The 16802-nt window shown below is 62.0% G+C and carries 18 protein-coding genes; 7 read left to right on the top strand and 11 right to left on the bottom strand.

What is annotated here, in order from left to right; translation table 11 throughout:
* Nucleotides 1-95: 95 nt before the first annotated feature.
* Together NNA36_RS12245 and NNA36_RS12240 are read left to right on the top strand one after the other, a co-directional pair.
* Nucleotides 96-1535, top strand: a complete 1440-nt coding sequence (locus tag NNA36_RS12245; RefSeq protein ID WP_255107379.1) for an SPFH domain-containing protein — start codon at nucleotides 96-98, stop codon at nucleotides 1533-1535.
* Between the two features lie 279 nt (nucleotides 1536-1814).
* Nucleotides 1815-2252, top strand: coding sequence for a hypothetical protein (locus NNA36_RS12240; RefSeq protein WP_255107377.1), 438 nt, complete (start codon nucleotides 1815-1817; stop codon nucleotides 2250-2252).
* Between the two features lie 91 nt (nucleotides 2253-2343).
* Here NNA36_RS12240 and NNA36_RS12235 read toward each other — a convergent pair whose 3' ends face one another.
* From NNA36_RS12235 to NNA36_RS12210, 6 genes are read right to left on the bottom strand one after another with little or no spacing between them, the layout of a single operon-like run.
* Complete coding sequence (locus NNA36_RS12235; protein WP_255107375.1) at nucleotides 2344-3060, bottom strand: alpha/beta fold hydrolase; 717 nt, start codon at nucleotides 3058-3060, stop codon at nucleotides 2344-2346.
* Complete coding sequence (gene pcaD, locus NNA36_RS12230) at nucleotides 3053-3856, bottom strand: 3-oxoadipate enol-lactonase (RefSeq protein ID WP_255107373.1); 804 nt, start codon at nucleotides 3854-3856, stop codon at nucleotides 3053-3055. The genes NNA36_RS12235 and pcaD overlap by 8 nt, the downstream gene beginning before the upstream one ends.
* Nucleotides 3857-3858: 2 nt before the next feature.
* Nucleotides 3859-5052, bottom strand: coding sequence for an endonuclease/exonuclease/phosphatase family protein (locus tag NNA36_RS12225; RefSeq protein WP_255107371.1), 1194 nt, complete (start codon nucleotides 5050-5052; stop codon nucleotides 3859-3861).
* A 10-nt stretch (nucleotides 5053-5062) separates the two neighbouring features.
* Entirely contained in the window at nucleotides 5063-6037 is a 975-nt protein-coding gene (locus NNA36_RS12220) for a threonine/serine dehydratase (RefSeq protein WP_255107369.1), read from the bottom strand.
* Nucleotides 6034-6873: an alpha/beta fold hydrolase gene (locus NNA36_RS12215; RefSeq protein WP_255107367.1), complete on the bottom strand. Its 840-nt coding sequence runs from the start codon at nucleotides 6871-6873 to the stop codon at nucleotides 6034-6036. The genes NNA36_RS12220 and NNA36_RS12215 overlap by 4 nt, the downstream gene beginning before the upstream one ends.
* Entirely contained in the window at nucleotides 6874-7560 is a 687-nt protein-coding gene (locus NNA36_RS12210; RefSeq protein WP_255107364.1) for a haloacid dehalogenase type II, read from the bottom strand.
* 159 nt (nucleotides 7561-7719) lie between these two features.
* Between NNA36_RS12210 and NNA36_RS12205 the strand changes: the two genes are divergently transcribed.
* The gene (locus NNA36_RS12205; protein WP_255107362.1) at nucleotides 7720-8148 is read left to right on the top strand and encodes a peptidylprolyl isomerase; all 429 of its coding nucleotides are present in this window, start codon (nucleotides 7720-7722) and stop codon (nucleotides 8146-8148) included.
* A 243-nt stretch (nucleotides 8149-8391) separates the two neighbouring features.
* Nucleotides 8392-9447 carry a nitronate monooxygenase family protein gene (locus tag NNA36_RS12200; RefSeq protein WP_255107360.1) on the top strand — a complete coding sequence of 352 codons (1056 nt, stop codon included), beginning with the start codon at nucleotides 8392-8394 and terminating at the stop codon, nucleotides 9445-9447.
* On the opposite strand, the gene NNA36_RS12195 is transcribed toward NNA36_RS12200, so the two are convergent.
* Nucleotides 9444-10232: an enoyl-ACP reductase gene (locus tag NNA36_RS12195; protein WP_255107358.1), complete on the bottom strand. Its 789-nt coding sequence runs from the start codon at nucleotides 10230-10232 to the stop codon at nucleotides 9444-9446. The genes NNA36_RS12200 and NNA36_RS12195 overlap by 4 nt on opposite strands.
* A gap of 162 nt (nucleotides 10233-10394) precedes the next feature.
* A complete protein-coding gene (gene fabB / locus NNA36_RS12190) occupies nucleotides 10395-11624 on the bottom strand; it encodes a beta-ketoacyl-ACP synthase I (RefSeq protein WP_255107356.1) in 1230 nt (409 codons plus the stop codon).
* Nucleotides 11625-11833: 209 nt separating this feature from the next.
* On the opposite strand from fabB, the gene NNA36_RS12185 reads away from it, so the two are divergent.
* On the top strand, nucleotides 11834-12532 hold the full coding sequence (locus NNA36_RS12185; RefSeq protein ID WP_255107354.1) for a hypothetical protein: 699 nt from the start codon (nucleotides 11834-11836) through the stop codon (nucleotides 12530-12532).
* Nucleotides 12533-12726: 194 nt separating this feature from the next.
* Here NNA36_RS12185 and NNA36_RS12180 read toward each other — a convergent pair whose 3' ends face one another.
* Nucleotides 12727-14028 (bottom strand): aminotransferase class III-fold pyridoxal phosphate-dependent enzyme, encoded by a 1302-nt coding sequence (locus tag NNA36_RS12180; protein WP_255107352.1) that lies wholly within the window; start codon nucleotides 14026-14028, stop codon nucleotides 12727-12729.
* A 95-nt stretch (nucleotides 14029-14123) separates the two neighbouring features.
* On the opposite strand from NNA36_RS12180, the gene NNA36_RS12175 reads away from it, so the two are divergent.
* Both NNA36_RS12175 and NNA36_RS12170 read left to right on the top strand, forming a co-directional pair.
* Nucleotides 14124-15047 carry a LysR substrate-binding domain-containing protein gene (locus NNA36_RS12175; protein ID WP_255107351.1) on the top strand — a complete coding sequence of 308 codons (924 nt, stop codon included), beginning with the start codon at nucleotides 14124-14126 and terminating at the stop codon, nucleotides 15045-15047.
* 133 nt (nucleotides 15048-15180) lie between these two features.
* Entirely contained in the window at nucleotides 15181-15456 is a 276-nt protein-coding gene (locus NNA36_RS12170) for a helix-turn-helix transcriptional regulator (protein ID WP_255107350.1), read from the top strand.
* 64 nt (nucleotides 15457-15520) lie between these two features.
* Here NNA36_RS12170 and NNA36_RS12165 read toward each other — a convergent pair whose 3' ends face one another.
* On the bottom strand, nucleotides 15521-16066 hold the full coding sequence (locus NNA36_RS12165) for a hypothetical protein (RefSeq protein ID WP_255107349.1): 546 nt from the start codon (nucleotides 16064-16066) through the stop codon (nucleotides 15521-15523).
* A 159-nt stretch (nucleotides 16067-16225) separates the two neighbouring features.
* Nucleotides 16226-16735 carry a bifunctional 3-hydroxydecanoyl-ACP dehydratase/trans-2-decenoyl-ACP isomerase gene (fabA, locus tag NNA36_RS12160; RefSeq protein ID WP_255107348.1) on the bottom strand — a complete coding sequence of 170 codons (510 nt, stop codon included), beginning with the start codon at nucleotides 16733-16735 and terminating at the stop codon, nucleotides 16226-16228.
* Nucleotides 16736-16802: the final 67 nt, after the last annotated feature.

Below are 16802 nucleotides of genomic sequence, written 5' to 3'. Positions count from 1 at the left end.
TGAATTTGTTAAATACAATCCCCATATTCTGGTTGTTGAGGGGGCGATCCATGCGCCCGTTTCTTTTAAGAAAACAATACCACAGGGGGATTTACATGCTGTTTTGGCCAATCCTAGGACTTTTCATCATTGCGGCGGGCTATGTCATACGTCGCAACTTCAACTTTCCGGACAATGCCAACCTTGACGGGGCCGTGAACATGGCCGGTTGGGGCATCAAGGCAGGGGGCTTTCTGATGGTCGTCGTGACGGCGTTCAACGGGATGTTCTTTTATGCCGAGCCGGGGTTCAAATACCACGTGCGCACCATTCTGGGCGAAGAAAAGATGGTGTCGGATACCGGCTATAACCTCTATCTGTTCGGGCGCTACAACGCGTGGAAGAACGCGATGTCGGTGCAGGCGTCATCGTCGGGACGTGGCGAGGTTGTCGCCGAGGCCGAAAGCGCGCAGATGAGCGCGAACCTTGCGCCGAAATCGCTCGTGTTCCTGGATCAGGTGGATGCCTTCGTGTCGGCCACCTCGCGGTTTGAGCTGCCAAGCGATGAGGATGCCTTCCTGCGTCTGGCCCGCCAGTACCGTACGCCCGAGAACCTATTGCGCACGGAACTTGTACCGGCGTTCGAGGAAACCCTTGGGGCGACGGCGGCGCTGATGTCGGCAGAGGATTATTTCCAGGGCGGCAAGACCGAGTTCAACAACGAGTTCCAGCGCCAGATGGAGGACGGGATTTACCTTGTGCGCCGGATCGAGACGCAGGTGGAAAGCGGGCAGAGGCGCGCGGGTTCGGCCAATGCGGCGCTGGGCGAGGATCAGGAGGATTTTGGCGACGACACCAAGACGGTTTTCGTGGTTCAGAAGCTGCTGGATGCCACCGGTCAGCCGCGCCGCAAGCAGCAGTCGTTTACCAAGTTCGGGATCTCGGTGACCTCGGCGCGGGTGACGGATGTGAACCCGAACCAGAAGTTCAAGGACCGCATGGCGCTGCGCCAGCAGGCAGCGGCGGATCGCGCAATTGCCCGTGAACAGCGCATTCAGGAAGAGGAACAGAAGCTGTTGGCCGTGGCCCGCGGGGAACGCGAGGTGGCCGAACGCCAGGCGGCGGCGAAGGTGATCCAGATCGAAAAGACCACCGATGCCGAGACCGAAAAGCAGCTGGCGATCACCGCGGCCGAGCGTGAGCGGGAAGCGGCACGGATTGCAAAGGAGCAGTCGGAGATCCTTCTGGAGAAGGCACGGATTGATGCCGAGGCCGTACAGGTGGCTGCGGATGCAGAGGCCTATGCCAAGACGCAGATCCTCGAGGCGGACAACGCGCTGGCGCAGAAGCTGGATGCCGAGGTGGAAATCCAGCGCCTTTGGGCGGAGGCTTTCGCCCGCCGCAACGTGCCGACCTATGTCTTTGGCGGCAGCGGGTCATCGGACGGTGGCGCGCCGGTCGGATCAGACGACGAGGCCTCGCGCCTGTTCCAGATCCTGACGCTGCAGGCGGCGGAACGGCTTGACTACAACCGCTCGATCGCAACCGGCCAGTAAGGCTTGCGGAGACACGGAAGGGGCGCGGGAAGCCTGCGCCTCTTGCTGGACCCGTTGTGAGGTCAAACACAGCGGTGCAATGGGGTCTTACAGAAAAACACCCTCGCAGGTTTCTGCGGGGGTGTAGTTGTTTGGGAAGTTGGGGATGTGCCAATGGCTGCGTCGCAGAAAAGAAAATTATTTTCGCGGTCGAACTGACTGAGGCAAATGTTGTGGAAATGCCAAGGTCGTGATTTCATGTTTGGACATTTAACCTAAACTCGATCCGGAGCACTTTTCATGAATTTTGTACGTCTTGCATTGTTACCGATAGTGTTGGTCTTTACGACAGCTTTGCCGGGATTGGGTGCAACGGCAACCGAGCAGTCTTGTAACTTCGTCAACGCTTTTATCGATAGTAAGTCCAAGGCTTTTCAAGCTCTTGAAACGACTTTCGGTCATAACGAAAATGCACTTCAGACGATTGTGGGCTCCATCAGCGCTTTGCCTGACAAGTTTGACGAGGGGGCAGTTGTTGAGGTCGCCAATGTGGGAGGCCTTGTTGTTGAGCATTTTATTGTTCTCAACCAACAGGACATCGGAAGCATCTATGTTCGTTTTGTCTATGAAAAATCTGTGGAAGACATGGTTGCTGTAAGGTTCTCCTTCAATTCTAAACTCGATAAAATCTTAGAAGATTGGCCGATGCTTCAAGACCCAGTCGATATCAACTGCTAAAGCAATAGACTAGGGACCTGTCGCTGTATGCGACAACCCAGCCTCAAACCAGACGCAAGGTGTCTCGGACCTCGCACCCTTATCCTGCGCCTCAGGACGGGGTGTTGAGGATGTCGTTGATCAGGGTGGCGAGGCCGGTGGGGTTGGCGAAGAAGGGCGAGTGGCTGGTGGACAGCAGGTGCCGGTTGGTGGCGGGCAGGGCGGTGGCCATCTCTTCCTGGAACTCGGTGGGAATGGCGTTGTCAAAGGCGCAGCGGATGTAGCTGCGGGGGATGGTGGTGTGGCCGGAACCCAGCCGGGCGGGCGTGGTTTGCGGCAGGGTGGCCTGTGGCGTGATATGGGCCTGTGCATAGGCGACGGTGCCGGGGGGGCAATCGGCGTAGAAGACCTCTTCGGCGTGTTCCGGGAAGACGGTGTAGCTTTGGCCGTCTTCGGCGCGGTTGATCGCCTTCAGGATCGGCTGGCGCGGGGCGAGTTTGCGCATGTCGACCAGCGAAAGGCCGTCGCGCGGGATATAGGCGCAGAGGTAGATCAGGTGGCGGATGCGGTCAGGCGCGATGTCGGCGGCCAGCGTCGCGGGGAAGCCGCCCCAACTGTGGGCGACAACCACGGTGTCCTTGTCGAGCGCGTCGACAACGGAGCGGGTGCAGCTTTCCAGTGTGACCTCGGCGATTGGTGTGGGATCGGTGCCGTGGCTGGGCATGTCGATGGCGCGGGCGGTGTGGCCGAGGGCGGCGAGTGCGGGGATGGTGTCGCGCCAGCACCATGCGCCGTGGCAGGAGCCGTGGAGCAGCAGGATGTCAGCCATCGGTGCCTCGCAGGTGGCCGGTGTCTTCGATGAAGCGGGTCAGGAGGGCGGCGTATTCCTTGGGTTTCTCGACGCAGGGCAGGTGGCCGGCGCGGCGGATCAGTTCGAATTTCGAGCCGTGGATCAGGTCGACGGTTTCGCGCACGAGATCGGGGGGCGAGGCGCCGTCTTCGCTGCCGGCGATGCCGAGGGTGGGCAGGCGCAGGCCGGAGGTGGGTGTGTAGAAATCGGTGCCCTTGATGGCGGCGCAGCACCCGGCGTAGCCTTCGACGGGCTGGCGCACCAGCATGTTGCGCCAGAGGTCCACCTCGGGTGTCGCGCGGAAATCGCGGCCGAACCAGCGTTCCATGATGGGATCGGCCAGTGCCTCGATCCCGTCGCGTTTCACGGTGTCGATGCGGTCCTGCCACATCTTGGGCAGGCCCATCTTGGCGGCGGTGTTGGACAGGACAAGGGCGCGGATCAGATCGAGGCGTTTCACGGCGAGGCCCTGCGCGATCATGCCGCCGATGGAGAGGCCGACAAAGAGCGCGTCTTTGACCGCGAGCATGTCGAGCAGGCGTTCGGTGTCACGCACCAAGGCCCCCATCGAATAGGGGCCGGGCGGGCAGGAGGAGAGACCGTGGCCGCGTTTGTCGAAGCGGATGATCCTGAGCCCCTTGGGCAGGTGCGGCAGGATCGGATCCCAGAGGCGCAGATCGGTGCCAAGCGAGTTGGCAAAGACCACGGGCGCGCCATCGGGGTCGCCGTCGATGCGGTAGTGGAGGCGGACGTCGCCAAGGTCTGCGATGTTCATGCTCAATCCTTGATCTGCATATGCGCCATCACCTGTCCGTGGTCCGACGCCAGCTTGTTATAGGGCGCTTCGGCGTGGCTGCCGTCGGTCAGGTGGTCGTTGAAGACGCTGAAGTATTCCATCTCGCCGATGCGGTCGGCGTTGTCAGGATGGAAATGGCGCGACATGTAGATCTGGTCAAGGCTTTCGTAGACGCCGCCGAAGGCCGAGGTGTAGATCATGTCGCGCAGGGACTTGCGCACAAACAGGCTTTCGGCGCTGGTCAGGCGATGCGAGAGAACGGCGTTGGTGATCGCGGTGTTTTCCTCTTTCGAGTAGCGGTCGTTGTGGTCCTTGGCGTCGTGGCGCAGCATCCATGCATAGTTGCGGAAGGGCTGTTCGCCGGAGATGATTTCCGAGCTGACCGCATGTTCGCCGTCGTTGAAATCGCCCAGCACCATGACCGGGTGCCCCTGTTCGAGTTCGGCCACGATCTCGCGGCGCAGGACCCAGGCTTCGGCCATGCGGCGGGTTGCGGCGCGCAGGGCGCCGAGGGCGCGGCCGACGGGATCATAGTGGGTGAGATCGGCCTCGGGGGCGAAGTCGGCACCGGGGGCTTTGGCGAATTCGCCGAGTTTCGATTTCAGGTGGCAGTTGAAGACGGTGATGACCGTGTTGCCGACAGGCACACGGGCCTTGAGGATCGGGCGCGAGGTGCGGGTGAGGCGGTAGGAGCCGGCGTCTTCGCCGGTGAGATCGCGGAAGGGGATTTCCAGCGGTTCATCCAATTGCTGGATCACTTCGGGGGTGCCGACAAACCCGTGGCGCGAAAGAATGGCGAGGCCGGGGCGGCGCTGGCCGGGCAGGCCGGTGTCATTCACGTTCGGGGCAAAGGCAAGGCCTGCGTCGCGGTAGCTGTCGTAGCCGAGTTTCCGGAAGATCGCCTTTTTGCGGTAGCTCTTGGTTTTCGAGGGCAGGACGGCATCGTTGCTTTCCTGTCCGATGCGGTCGGCCTCGGCCACGACATCGCGCAGGGCCTTTTCCTCGAAGATTTCCTGAAACCCGATGATATCGGCGTCCATCGAAAAGATCTGCTGGGCCATCCAGTCTTCTTTCCAGGCGTATTCCTCGGGGGTGTAGGTCTGGAACTGGTAGTATTCCTGATCCGGGCCGATCAGGTTCTTGACGTTGAACGAGGCGATGGTGAAGCGGGTCATGGGCGAAACCTCAGGCGAAGCGGGAGAGCGCGGTCTGGAACATATCCGGGTCGACGTTGCCGCCGGTGCAGATGGCGATGACGTCGTCGCCTTCGATCTGGTCACTGTGGAACAGGGCGGCGGCGAGGGCGGCAGCGCCGCCGGGTTCAACCACGATCTTGAGGCGCAGGAAGGCCAGCGCCATGGCGTGCAGGCATTCGTCATCCGTCACGACAAGGCCGGGGCCGCAGAGGCGGTGCATGATCGGGAAGGTGATCTGGCCCGGTGAGGGGGTCACGATGGCATCGCAGATGCTGCCGGAAGGGGCGTTGTTCTGTTCGATGCCGCCAGAGGTGAGCGAGCGGGCGACGTCGTCAAAGCCCTGCGGTTCGCAGGTGCGGGCGCGCAGGGTGGGGGCCTCGGCCTCGAGCGCGAGGGCAACGCCGGATGTCAGGCCGCCGCCACCGCAGCAGACGAGAACATCGGCGTTCTGGATGCCTGCGTCGCTGGCCTGTTCGGCGATTTCAAGGCCGCAGGTGCCCTGGCCGGCGATGACTTGGGGTTCGTCGTAGGGGCGAATGAGGGTGAGGCCACGGTCTTCGGCGATGGCAGAGCCAACCTCTTCGCGGCTTTCGCCGCCGGCGCGGTCATAGAGCACGACCTCGGCGCCAAGGGCGCGGGTGTTGGCGATCTTCAGTTGCGGCGCGTCTTCGGGCATGACGATCACCGCCGGTGCGCCGTGTTGGGCCGCGGCATAGGCGACGCCCTGTGCGTGGTTGCCGGAGGAATAGGCGATCACGCCGCGTTTGCGGGTGTCTTCATCCAGCGCGGACAGGGCCGACCAGCCGCCGCGGAACTTGAACGATCCGGTGTGTTGCAGGCATTCGGGTTTGACCCAGAGGCGGCGGCCCGCGATCTCGTCCAGAAAGGGCGAGGACAAGAGGGGCGTCCGGCGCGCGTGGCCCTGAAGGCGGGTGGCGGCGGCGCGGATCATGTCGATGTTCATGGCGTCTCTTTCATTTGCGCAATCCATTCCGTCAGCACCGTGACGGATTCCTTTTCGTCAAGAAAGGGGACATGTCCGCGATTTGGCACCGTAACCGCGAGCAGGCCGGGCGTGTGTTGCACCATGGTTGCAAGGGTGTCGGCGCTCAGGAGGTCCGAGTTCGCGCCGCGAATGGCCGCGAGAGGTATGCCGTTCAGGGTGGCGTAGAGCGGCCAGAGATCGGGGGGCGTGGCATTGGGGTCGTAGGTGGCAAGCACCGCATCACGCAGTTTGGGATCGTAGTTGATGGAGAGACCGGTGTCGGTTTCGACAAAGTGCTTCTCGACCTCTTCGCGCCAGCGCGATTGTGGAACGCCATCAAAGCCGATCATGCGGTCGCCGAAGACGGCGGCGGCTTCGTCGTGGGTTTTCCAGACCGGATTGCGCCCGAGATAGCCCATGATGACATCAAGGCCGCCGGTTTCGATCACCGGGCCGATGTCGACGAAACAGACGCCCAGCATCCGGTCGCGGGCCAGGGCGGCGAGGGTGAGGGAGATCAGGCCGCCGCGCGAGGTGCCGAGGAAGGCGGCCTTGTCGATCTTGAGGTGATCCATCAGTTCCAGCACATCCTGCGCCTCGCGCGGGACAGTGTAGGTGAGGAAATCCTCGGCCCAGTCGGACTGGCCCCGGCCGCGATAGTCGGGGCGGATGATGCGCGTGCCCTGCAAGGCGGGCAGGGCATAGTCGAAATCGCTGCCATTGCGGGTGAGACCCGAGAGGCAGATCACGGGCAGGCCGGTGCCTTCGTCGGTGTAGTGAAGGGACAGGCCGTCCGTGGTGGTGAAGCGGGGCATTCAGCCTCCTGTCAGGTCGGGGATTGTGGTGAGGTCGGAAAGGATTGTGTGCGGTGTCCACGGCAGGCGGTCGACGGGATCGCCGGCGCGGTTGACCCATGCGGTCTGAAACCCGTAGCCGGAGGCCCCGGCAGCGTCCCAGCCGTTGGAAGAGACGAAGAGAACCTCGTCGCGGGCGCAGCCGAACCGCTGACCGACGAGGTCGTAGACACGGTGGTCTGGTTTGAAAATGCCGACGCTTTCGACGCTCAGGACATCGTCGAGGACATCGCCGACGCCTGCGCTCTGGACCGCGCCGTTCAGCATGTCGGGCGAGCCGTTGGACAGGATCGCGGTGTTCATGCCCTGCGCCTTGAGGGCGGCGAGCATGGCGGGCACCTCGGGGTAGGCCGAGAGTTCCCAGTAGAGTTGCAGCAGGCGTTCGCGCAGCTCGGCATCGCCCTGAAGGCCGCTGGCCTCGAGCGCCCAGTCGAGGCCGTTCTGGGTGACCTCCCAGAAATCGGTGTGGGCGTCGGTGATGGCGCGCAGCCAGGTGTATTGCAGCTGTTTCAGGCGCCAGTTCTCGGCCACCTTGGGCCAGTGTGTCGCAAAGGTTTCGCGGCCCGGCTCGGTGGCGGCCTCGCGGGCGGCGGCGGCGACGTCGAACAGGGTTCCGTAGGCATCGAAGATGCAGGTTGTGATGGCCATTTTGTCTCTCCCCTCGTGGCCATAGTGGCGATTGGAAGCGGGCTGTCAAAGGGTGAATGACCTGCCGTTGTGTTTGACAGGGTGATCGCATAGGGTGCGCCAATTCAATTCGGTAGAAATACCTGCCTGCCGGACCGCAAAACCAGAACTGGACAAGACATGACTGTTGCAAAATCGGGCGATAAGGTCCGTATCCACTATACCGGAACGCTGAGCGATGGCTCGGTTTTCGACAGCTCGGAAGGCCGTGAGCCGCTGGAATTCACCCTTGGTTCGGGCCAGGTGATCCCCGGTTTCGATGCGGGCGTGACCGGCATGAGCGTGGGTGAGAAGAAGACCGTCGAGATCCCCTGTGACCAGGCCTATGGCCCGTCGCATCCGGAAGCGATCCAGGATGTCCCGCGCGAGCAGATCCCGGCGGAAATCCCGCTGGAGGTGGGGCTGCAACTGCAGATGCAGGCACCGACCGGCCAGGTTGTTCCGGTGACCGTGGTGAAGATCACCGAAGAGGCGGTGACGCTGGATGCCAACCACGCGCTGGCGGGCAAGGACCTGACCTTTGCTCTGGAGCTGGTCGAGATCGCCTGATCTGGCTTGCGCCGAGATTTTGAAAAGACCCGTGGCGCGGCTGCGGGTCTTTTTGTTTGGGATGGGGGTATGTTCTGGGCTCGGGCGGTTCGCCCGGGCCGCGCCCGACCCTCCCCCCGGGAGGGCGCATTTGCGCCCACCCAGGCTCGGGCGCGCCCCTGATGTTCCAGGCGCAAGCCGTAGTTCTGCGGGCTTTCTTTTTGTCGGGGTGCGGGGTTTCCTGGGCTTTGGGAGGATTTCGTCATGACGCATTGGTTGCAGGACAGGCTGGGCGTGGCCCATCCGATCATTCAGGCCCCTATGGCAGGGGTGTCGACGCCCCGCATGGCCGCCGCCGTCTGTGCGGCTGGCGGGTTGGGATCGCTCGGGGTTGGCGCGGCCAGTGCCGAGGGCGCGCGGGAGATGATCCGGGAGCTGCAGGCGCTGACCACGCGGCCGTTCAACATCAACCTGTTCTGTCATGAACCTGCTGAACGGGACAGCGCGATTGAAGGGCGCTGGCTTGAGGCGCTTGCACCCGAATTTGCCCGGTTTGGTGCCGAGGCGCCAAAGGCATTGGCGGAGATCTACAAGAGCTTCCTTGTGGATGATGCCATGCTTGAGGTGCTGCTGGAGACACGTCCTGCGGTGGTGAGCTTTCATTTCGGCCTGCCGGATGCGGCGCGGATCGCGGCCCTGAAGGAGGCGGGCTGTGTGCTGCTGGCCTCGGCGACCTCGGTGGACAGCGCGTTGGCCTGTCAGGCGGCGGGTGTGGATGCGGTTGTGGCGCAGGGCATCGAAGCGGGCGGGCATCGTGGAGTGTTTGATCCGGATGCGGAAGATGAGGCGCTGGGCACTGAGGCGCTGGTCGCGCAGCTTGTCGGGGTGCTGGAGGTGCCGGTGATCGCGGCGGGCGGCCTGATGGAGGGTGCCGACATTGCACGCGTTCTTGGGCTGGGGGCCGTGGCGGGTCAGTTGGGCACGGCGTTCGTGGCCTCAGACGAAAGCGCGGCGGATGCGGATTATCGTGCGTCCCTGCGCGATCCCGCCTGCCAGCCGCCGGTTCTGACCAAGACGATTTCGGGGCGTCCGGCTCGCTGTTTGCAGAATGCGCTTGTGGGCTGGGGCGCAGCTTGTACCGAAACGGTTCCGGCCTATCCGGTGACCTATGACGCCAGCAAGGCGCTGATGGCAGCGGCCAAGCAGGCTGGAGCCAGCGGGTACGGGGCACAATGGGCCGGAAGCGGTGCCATGCGCGCCCGCGATGGCGGCGCGGCCGAGATCATGGCGCAGCTGGTGGCGGAGTTGCAGGCGGCCTAGAGGTTCTCGGATTGCGGCATGCCGAGAACATGGTAGCCGCCGTCAACGCGGATGATTTCGCCGGTAGTGCAGGCGCCGGCCTCGGAGGCGAGGTAGACGGCGGTGCCGCCGATGGCCTCGAGCGTGGCGTTGGCGCGCAGCGGGGCGTTTTCCTCGGTCTGGCGGAAGGTCTTGCGTGCGCCGCCGATCACCGCACCGGCGAGGGTTTTCATCGGGCCGGGGGAGATCGCGTTCACGCGGATGCCGTCGGGGCCGAGATCGTTGGCAAGGTAGCGGGTGGTGGATTCCAGCGCCGCCTTGGCCACGCCCATCACGTTGTAGAATGGCGTCACGCGGGTGGACCCCTGGTAGGTCAGGGTCAGGATCGTGCCGCCGTTTTCCCGCATCATCGGGTGCGCGCGGCGGGCCACGTCGATCAGCGAGTAACAGGAGATGTCCAGCGAGGTCTTGAAGTTGTCACGGCTGGTGTCGAGGAACCGCCCGGTCAGCTCATCACGGTCGGAAAAGGCGATGGCATGGACGATGAAATCGAGGGTGGGCCATTTGGCCGAGAGCTGATCAAAGGCCTCGTCCAGCGAGGCGTCGTCGGTGACGTCGACATCGACCATGAAATCCGCGCCAAGGCTTTGCACCAGCGGGCGGACCCGTCTGCCAAAGCCTTCGCCCTGATAGGTGAAGGCCAGCTCCGCGCCGGCCTCGGACATGGCCTTGGCAATGCCCCATGCGATGGAACGCTCGTTGGCGACACCCATGATGAGGCCGCGTTTGCCGGACAGTGGCTGCATGTCGTCAGGTCCTTTGTCTTGGTAAGACCGGAATGGCGGCTTTGCGGGGGCGGGTCAAGTCGGAGGCTTGGGCTGCGCGGGACTGGCGGGCATGGATGCCCTGGCCTGTCTCCCAAAAGAAAAGGGCGGGGAAATCCCCGCCCTGATGTTGATCTGGCCGGATCAGCCCTTGTACTTGGACAGGATCATCGAACCGTTGGTGCCGCCGAAGCCGAAGCTGTTGGTCATGACACTGTCGAGGCCCGCGTTTTCGACCAGCTTGGTGGCGATTTCGCCGTCGTTGATGGCCGGGTCCTGGTTTTCGACGTTGATCGACGGGGTGATGAAGTCACCGTCGAGCATCAGCAGGCAGAAGATGGCTTCGAGTGCGCCGGCGGCGCCCTGTGCGTGGCCAGTCATCGACTTGGTCGAAGAGATCGGCGGTTGTTCCTTGCCTTCGAAGACACGGCGCACGGCCTCGACTTCGCCGACGTCGCCGACCGGGGTCGAGGTGCCGTGGGCGTTGATATAGTCGACCTTGCGGCCTTCGGGCAGGGTTTGCAGGGCGAGGCGCATGGCGCGTTCGCCGCCTTCACCGGAGGGTGCAACCATGTCGTGGCCGTCCGAGGTGGCGGCAAAGCCGGTCACTTCGGCATAGATTTTGGCACCACGGGCCAGTGCGTGCTCGAGGTCTTCGAGAACCACGATGCCGCCACCGCCGGAGATGACGAAACCGTCACGGCTTTCGTCGAAGGCGCGCGAGGCGGTTTCGGGGGCGTCGTTGTATTTCGACGACATCGCGCCCATCGCGTCGAACAGGCAGGACAGGGTCCAGTCGAGTTCTTCGCCACCACCGGCGAACATCACGTCCTGTTTGCCCATCATGATCTGTTCCGCCGCGTTGCCGATGCAGTGCAGCGAGGTCGAGCAGGCCGAGGTGATCGAGTAGTTGATGCCCTTGATCTTGAAGGCGGTCGCGAGGTTGGCCGAGATCGTCGAGGACATGCATTTCGGCACCGCGAAGGGGCCGATGCGCTTGGTCGCGCCGGTTTTCAGCACGGTCTGGTGCGCGGTCAGCATCGCCGAGGTCGAGGGGCCGCCCGAACCGGCAACAAGGCCGGTGCGTTCGTTCACGACCTGATCTTCGCTGAGACCCGCGTCAGCGATGGCCTGGCTCATGGCGATATGGGCATAGGCCGCACCGTCGCCCATGAAACGCAGGGCGCGTTTGTCGACATGTTCCTTGATGTCGATCTTGAGGGTACCGGCGATCTGGCTGCGGAAGCCATGTTCCGCCATTTCGGGGCTGGCCACGATGCCCGATTTACCCGCTTTCAGCGAGGCGGTGACCTCTTCGGCATTGTTGCCGATGGACGAAACGATGCCCAGTCCGGTGACGACGACACGACGCATACGTGCTCTCCCTTATTTGCTTATGCCTTACTAGGCGTTGAGGGGGGCAGGTGCAAGGTGATCGACAAACGCTCAGAGGTCCTAGCTGAAAATCAAACTGGAATTGAGAAACCTAGGAGGCCTGAACGCGCCAAACGGGCAGGTCTCTTTTGTTACTTGTTAAGCTAATGTAGAACGTTTTGTATTCTTCAAACATCATTGAGTTTGCCATGCGTTCTTCGAAGGGCCGCCCCAATCTTTCTCCCAGGCTACACAAGACGATTGAAATTGTTGCTCACGAAATCCCATCCACGGTGAAGGCCGGCACGAAGCTGTACACAGGATTCGAAGCACTAAGAAGTTGCGATGGAAAGACATATCAAGAGTTTCGAGATATGTGCGGTGGTCCGAAGGGCGATCCAAACAGACGGTTTTCACCCTCAGTTGTCTGGCGAAGTGCTGAAGACTTGAAGTTTGCACGCTTTTACGAAGATGCTCCTTCTGAAGACACGTCTGCCAATGAGTTTCGCCTTGAGCGTCAGATTAAAAACACAATTTTGAAAACGTCTTCGTCAAATGAATTTCCGGAACTCAACGATGTTCGGCAGCTTTGCGGCGACTGGAGTATAAGCGAGCCTGGAATCTACTCTTGGGAAATCGAAGGGCGTGGGGTCTATGTTGGAAAGTACACGCGCAAATCCCGACCGCTAAGTGAATACAATAAAAACGTGCGGAACTTGTTAAATGGCAAGCCTTACCGGCGATCGAAACCTGACGGATTTCGAGAAATTCATAGAGCGTTGGCCGAGGCAGTAACCTTAGAACGAACGATTATCCTAAAATTAGTCGAAAACTGCCCTAGTGAACTTCTGAACGAAAGAGAAAGGCATTGGATAGCACAGATCGCCCGAGGGGATTTGAACAGATAAGATTTGTGTCCAAAACTTAGTAGGGATTTGGGTCTGTCAGATTTCTTATTTGGAAAGTTGGCGAAAGTAGCCGCGCTTCGCTAGGATCGCCCGCAGTTCCGCAGTTTTTTCAATGGAAAGATGTGGTGGTGCACTTCCTTTCTCTTAGTCTCCTACGTTGAGCCCGACCTAGTAGCCTAGACTCTGACCAGATATTAGCCCGTCACCTCGCGGATTGCGTCGGACATGGTCTGCATGATGGTGTCGATGTCGTCGTTGGTGCAGATGTAGGGTGGGGCGATGGCGAGGACGTCGCCGATGATGCGGAAGAAGACACCGCGGTGTTCGGCCTCCTGTCCGATCCGTTTTGCCAGGTCGGGGCCGCAGCGGCCGTCGGTTTCGAATTCAACTGCGGCCAGCATGCCGTTGCAGCGGGTGTCGAGAACGCCGGGGAGGAATTTGATGTCCTGAAGGTGGGCGGCGATGCGGGCCTCGAGGGATTTCACGTGAGCCGGCAGGTCCATCTCTTCATAGATGTCGAGGCATTCCAGCGCGACGGCCGCGCCGACCGGGTGGCCGCCGTAGGTGACCCCGTGGCCGAAGGTGCCATAGTCGCCAGCACGTTTCGCGATGGTGTCGCGCACCGTGTCGGTCATGGCGACGGCGGACATCGGGAAGACCGAAGCGGTCATCTGTTTGGCCATTGTCATCATGTCGGGCGCGATGCCGTAAGTTTCGCAGGCGAACCATTCGCCCGTTCGGCCGAAGCCGCAGATGATCTCGTCGGCGATCAGCAGGATGTCGTGGCGGCTGAGGACCTCCTGGATCTCGGGCCAGTAGCCCTCGGGCGGCAGGATTACCCCGCCCGCGCCCATCGCCGGTTCGCCGATGAAGGCGGCGATGGTGTCGGGGTCTTCGCGACGGATCAAGTCGTCGAGTTCCCGCGCGCGGCGTTTCGAGAAGTCGATTTCGCTTTCACCCGGGTGGGCATCGCGCAGGTGGTGGGGGCGTCCGGTGCGCAGCACGTCTGTCAGCGGCAAGCCAAAGCCGTCGTGGCAATAGGTGAGACCGGTGAGGGCGGCGCTCATCTGGCCGGAGCCGTGATAGGCCCCCTCGCGGGCGATGAAGCGCCGTTTCTCAGGCTTGTCGCGGGCGGCCTGATAGTAGCGGGCAAACTTGGCTGCGGTCTCGACCGCCTCGGAGCCGGAGGTGCCGAAGAAAAGGTGGTTCAGGGCACCGGGCAGTCGCGCGGCAAGGCGTGCTGCCAGCCGGTCTGTGATCTCGGGGGTGCGGCCCATGAAGGAATGGTAGTAGGCAAGCTCCTGCATCTGCGTGTCGAGGGCGCAGCGCAGGCGGTCCGGCGTAAAGCCAAGTGAAGTGCACCAGAGCGCCGAGACCGCATCAATATAGGCCTTGCCCCCGGTATCGAAGACGCGGATGCCATCGCCTTTGGCGAACCGCTTGGGGGGAGAGGTTTCCGCTGCGATGGGATCGGTGAAGGGGAAAAGCTGTGTCACGGGAGGCTCCGGTTGGTCGAGTGTTGGGAGGAGCTTTACGCAGTCGAAATATTCAGTCAAATTCGAAATAGTTGTGCTTTTAAGTCGGTTTGCTCATGTCTGAATTCCGCCTGCCCAATCTGAACGCCCTGCGGGTTCTGGCCGAGGTGGCCCGCCATCGCAGCTTTACCAAAGCGGCGGAGAGCCTTGGCGTGACGCAGTCGGCGGTCAGCAAGCAGGTTGCCGCGCTGGAGGCCGAGCTGGGGCAGCCGCTGTTTGTCCGGTCGCATCGCAAGATCAAGATCACGGCCTTCGGGCGGCGGGTGGCGGACCTTGCAGACGGGGCCTTTGCGCAGATCCGGGCCGGGCTGCGCGAGGAGGAGGCCGGGGCGCCGGATCAGATCGCGCTGTGGGGGGATGCGGATTTCATCGAGCTGTGGCTGTTCCCGCGTCTGCATCGGTTCGAGGCGCTGCATCCCGAGATCAGGATTTCCATCTCGGTGCAGGTGGGCATGAACAGGCCGCCCCAGGGACGGTATGATTGCGCGGTGATCTGGGGACGTGGCGGCTGGGCCGGGTGCCGATTTGCGCCTTTCCTGACAAACAGTGTTTTTCCCGTGGCCGCGCCGGGGTTTTTTCATCACCTCGGCCGGGCTCCGGCGCTCTCTGATATTCGGGAACAGCATCTGATCCACGACCAGAGCGCCTATTGGTGGCGGGCCTTCCGCGAGGCTGCGGGGGCGCGGTCGTTCAACCCCAACGCGGGCCGGATCTACAACCGGTCGGCGCTGTGTCTCGAGGCGGCGGTGCGGGGGCATGGCATCACCATCGGAGACGAAGTCACGACGCGCGAACATATCGAACAGGGCACGCTGGTCTGCCCGTTCGAGGCGCGACTGCCATCACCGGATGCCTACTATATCGCTCAGCCTGAAGGCGGGCGTGAGACGCCGTCGCTGACCACATTCCTGACATGGCTGGAGCACGAACGGGACGCGCACCGCCAGTTTTTCCAGAGGTTCTGGGAGGGGCGGGGGTAAGAGGGAGGCGGGTGTTTCCCGCGTGCGAGCGAGCGCGGCTTGCAATTTTCCCTGCGACGTGGTTTTCGCACCCGGTGCGAAACGAGGCATCGGGGCCAAGCGGAACGGATGCCGGACAGGAAGGACTGTACCGATGACGGCTTTGATGATTGACGCGAATGCCCTCAAGACCGTGCGCAAGGCACGCAAGCTGGGCCGCCCCCGTGTGGCGAAGGAAACCGGTTTGAGCGAACGGCAGATCGCGCGGCTGGAAGGTGTTGGCTCAAAGGGCGGAAATGTGCCGCTCGCGGCGGCGCTGCGTCTGGCCCATGTGTTGCAAGTGCCGGTCGAGACGCTGACCGGTGAGTTGCAGGTGTCGGACGCCTATCTTGCGCCTGCTGCGAAGCCGAGTTGCAGCTGCTGCGGGTGAGGTGAGTATTGGGTGGGTCAGGACGCCCACCCTGCGAGGCCAATCACGACGGCTTGGGCGGCGCTTATTTGTAAACGTATGCGAAGGCACCATCTCTTGGGACTGGCGGTGTGATCATAATGAAGTGTAGCGTCTGGCCTCGTTTCCTCTTTACCTCGTGAAAGAAGAAACTTCCGTTTTGCAAGTGGTGCACAACTTCGTAGCGCGAGATGGGAATTTTGGATTGTGGCGTACCACCGGTCTTGCTCATAGCCTTGTTCAGAAACTGTTGGGAAATACTGTGTTTGTCAGCCGGCCCAACGAAGATGACGCCGCAGGCCCATAGTTCCAGTTCGCGCGAAATTGTCGCAAAAAGTTCTCTATTTTCAGGATGCAAATAAACTCGCGTCAATCCGCCTTGCACCAGTTGCATTCCGTGCTTTGCGACTTGTGACTCGAATTTGCGAAAATTGGGGAGGGTATTGAGGCAGGCATCAGTAAACAGGTTGAGTGCTGTTTCGGTCGGGACAGTCTCGACAGGTTTGCGGGTGGAGCTGTCTTGTTGCGAGGAGACGCAGGCGGCAAGTGCGGAAAGGGCAACGCCAAGTATCAGCTTCGGCAAGAAATTCATGAAATGGCCTTTCCAAAATCGATTTGGGCTCACCTTAGCCGCAAAGATACAGAGGGCAAGGGATGTCTCAGCGTCGGTCGAGACCGGGTTCCGTTTGCAGCGCGAAAACAAAAAAGAGGCCCGTGGGCCTCTTTCTCGATGTCTCTGTGACCGGGTGGATCAGCTCTCGGAGAGCGCCACTTTCATGTCCTTGACCTGGTAGATCACTTCGCCGTCGGCTTCGACGATGCCGTCGGCGACGCCCATGGTCAGGCGGCGGGTCTGGATCGCCTTGGTGAAGTCGATCTTGTAGGTCAGCATCTTGCGGTCGGGGCGGACCATGCCGGTGAGTTTGACTTCGCCCACACCCAGCGCATAGCCGCGACCCAGCCAGCCGCGCCAGCCGAGGTTGAAGCCGGTCAGCTGCCACAGGCCGTCAAGACCAAGGCAGCCGGGCATGATCGGGTTGCCGGGGAAGTGGCAGTCGAAGAACCACAGGTCGGGGGTGATGTCGAACTCGGCCAGAACGTGGCCTTTGCCGTGGGCCCCGCCATCAGCGGAGATCTCGGTGATGCGGTCCATCATCAGCATCGGAGGCGCCGGAAGCTGTGCGTTGCCGGGGCCGAAAAGCTCGCCGCGCGCGCATTTCAGCAGGTCTTCTTTGTCGAAGCTGGTTGGATAGTCGGCCATGCTGGCTGCCCTCGTTTGTCTGGTTTTCTCAGGTTATGTCCCCTCTAACACCGCCCGCGGCGCTCCT

The organism is Shimia sp. CNT1-13L.2 (genome assembly GCF_024331145.1).
GTDB lineage: Bacteria > Pseudomonadota > Alphaproteobacteria > Rhodobacterales > Rhodobacteraceae > Shimia.
Note: the sequence above shows the minus strand (reverse complement) of the source record. Positions and strands in the feature narration are given on the sequence as shown.

What these genes read in the sequence shown, in the direction of transcription:
- NNA36_RS12235 (WP_255107375.1), bottom strand. Translation starts at nt 3,060, where the DNA reads ATGGCTGACATCCTGCTGCTCCACGGCTCCTGCCACGGCGCATGGTGC.
- NNA36_RS12200 (WP_255107360.1), top strand. Translation starts at nt 8,392, where the DNA reads ATGACGCATTGGTTGCAGGACAGGCTGGGCGTGGCCCATCCGATCATT.
- NNA36_RS12170 (WP_255107350.1), top strand. Translation starts at nt 15,181, where the DNA reads ATGACGGCTTTGATGATTGACGCGAATGCCCTCAAGACCGTGCGCAAG.
- NNA36_RS12240 (WP_255107377.1), top strand. Translation starts at nt 1,815, where the DNA reads ATGAATTTTGTACGTCTTGCATTGTTACCGATAGTGTTGGTCTTTACG.
- NNA36_RS12225 (WP_255107371.1), bottom strand. Translation starts at nt 5,052, where the DNA reads ATGACCCGCTTCACCATCGCCTCGTTCAACGTCAAGAACCTGATCGGC.
- NNA36_RS12185 (WP_255107354.1), top strand. Translation starts at nt 11,834, where the DNA reads ATGCGTTCTTCGAAGGGCCGCCCCAATCTTTCTCCCAGGCTACACAAG.
- NNA36_RS12205 (WP_255107362.1), top strand. Translation starts at nt 7,720, where the DNA reads ATGACTGTTGCAAAATCGGGCGATAAGGTCCGTATCCACTATACCGGA.
- NNA36_RS12210 (WP_255107364.1), bottom strand. Translation starts at nt 7,560, where the DNA reads ATGGCCATCACAACCTGCATCTTCGATGCCTACGGAACCCTGTTCGAC.
- pcaD (WP_255107373.1), bottom strand. Translation starts at nt 3,856, where the DNA reads ATGAACATCGCAGACCTTGGCGACGTCCGCCTCCACTACCGCATCGAC.
- NNA36_RS12220 (WP_255107369.1), bottom strand. Translation starts at nt 6,037, where the DNA reads ATGAACATCGACATGATCCGCGCCGCCGCCACCCGCCTTCAGGGCCAC.
- NNA36_RS12195 (WP_255107358.1), bottom strand. Translation starts at nt 10,232, where the DNA reads ATGCAGCCACTGTCCGGCAAACGCGGCCTCATCATGGGTGTCGCCAAC.
- NNA36_RS12245 (WP_255107379.1), top strand. Translation starts at nt 96, where the DNA reads ATGCTGTTTTGGCCAATCCTAGGACTTTTCATCATTGCGGCGGGCTAT.
- fabB (WP_255107356.1), bottom strand. Translation starts at nt 11,624, where the DNA reads ATGCGTCGTGTCGTCGTCACCGGACTGGGCATCGTTTCGTCCATCGGC.
- NNA36_RS12215 (WP_255107367.1), bottom strand. Translation starts at nt 6,873, where the DNA reads ATGCCCCGCTTCACCACCACGGACGGCCTGTCCCTTCACTACACCGAC.
- NNA36_RS12175 (WP_255107351.1), top strand. Translation starts at nt 14,124, where the DNA reads ATGTCTGAATTCCGCCTGCCCAATCTGAACGCCCTGCGGGTTCTGGCC.
- fabA (WP_255107348.1), bottom strand. Translation starts at nt 16,735, where the DNA reads ATGGCCGACTATCCAACCAGCTTCGACAAAGAAGACCTGCTGAAATGC.
- NNA36_RS12165 (WP_255107349.1), bottom strand. Translation starts at nt 16,066, where the DNA reads ATGAATTTCTTGCCGAAGCTGATACTTGGCGTTGCCCTTTCCGCACTT.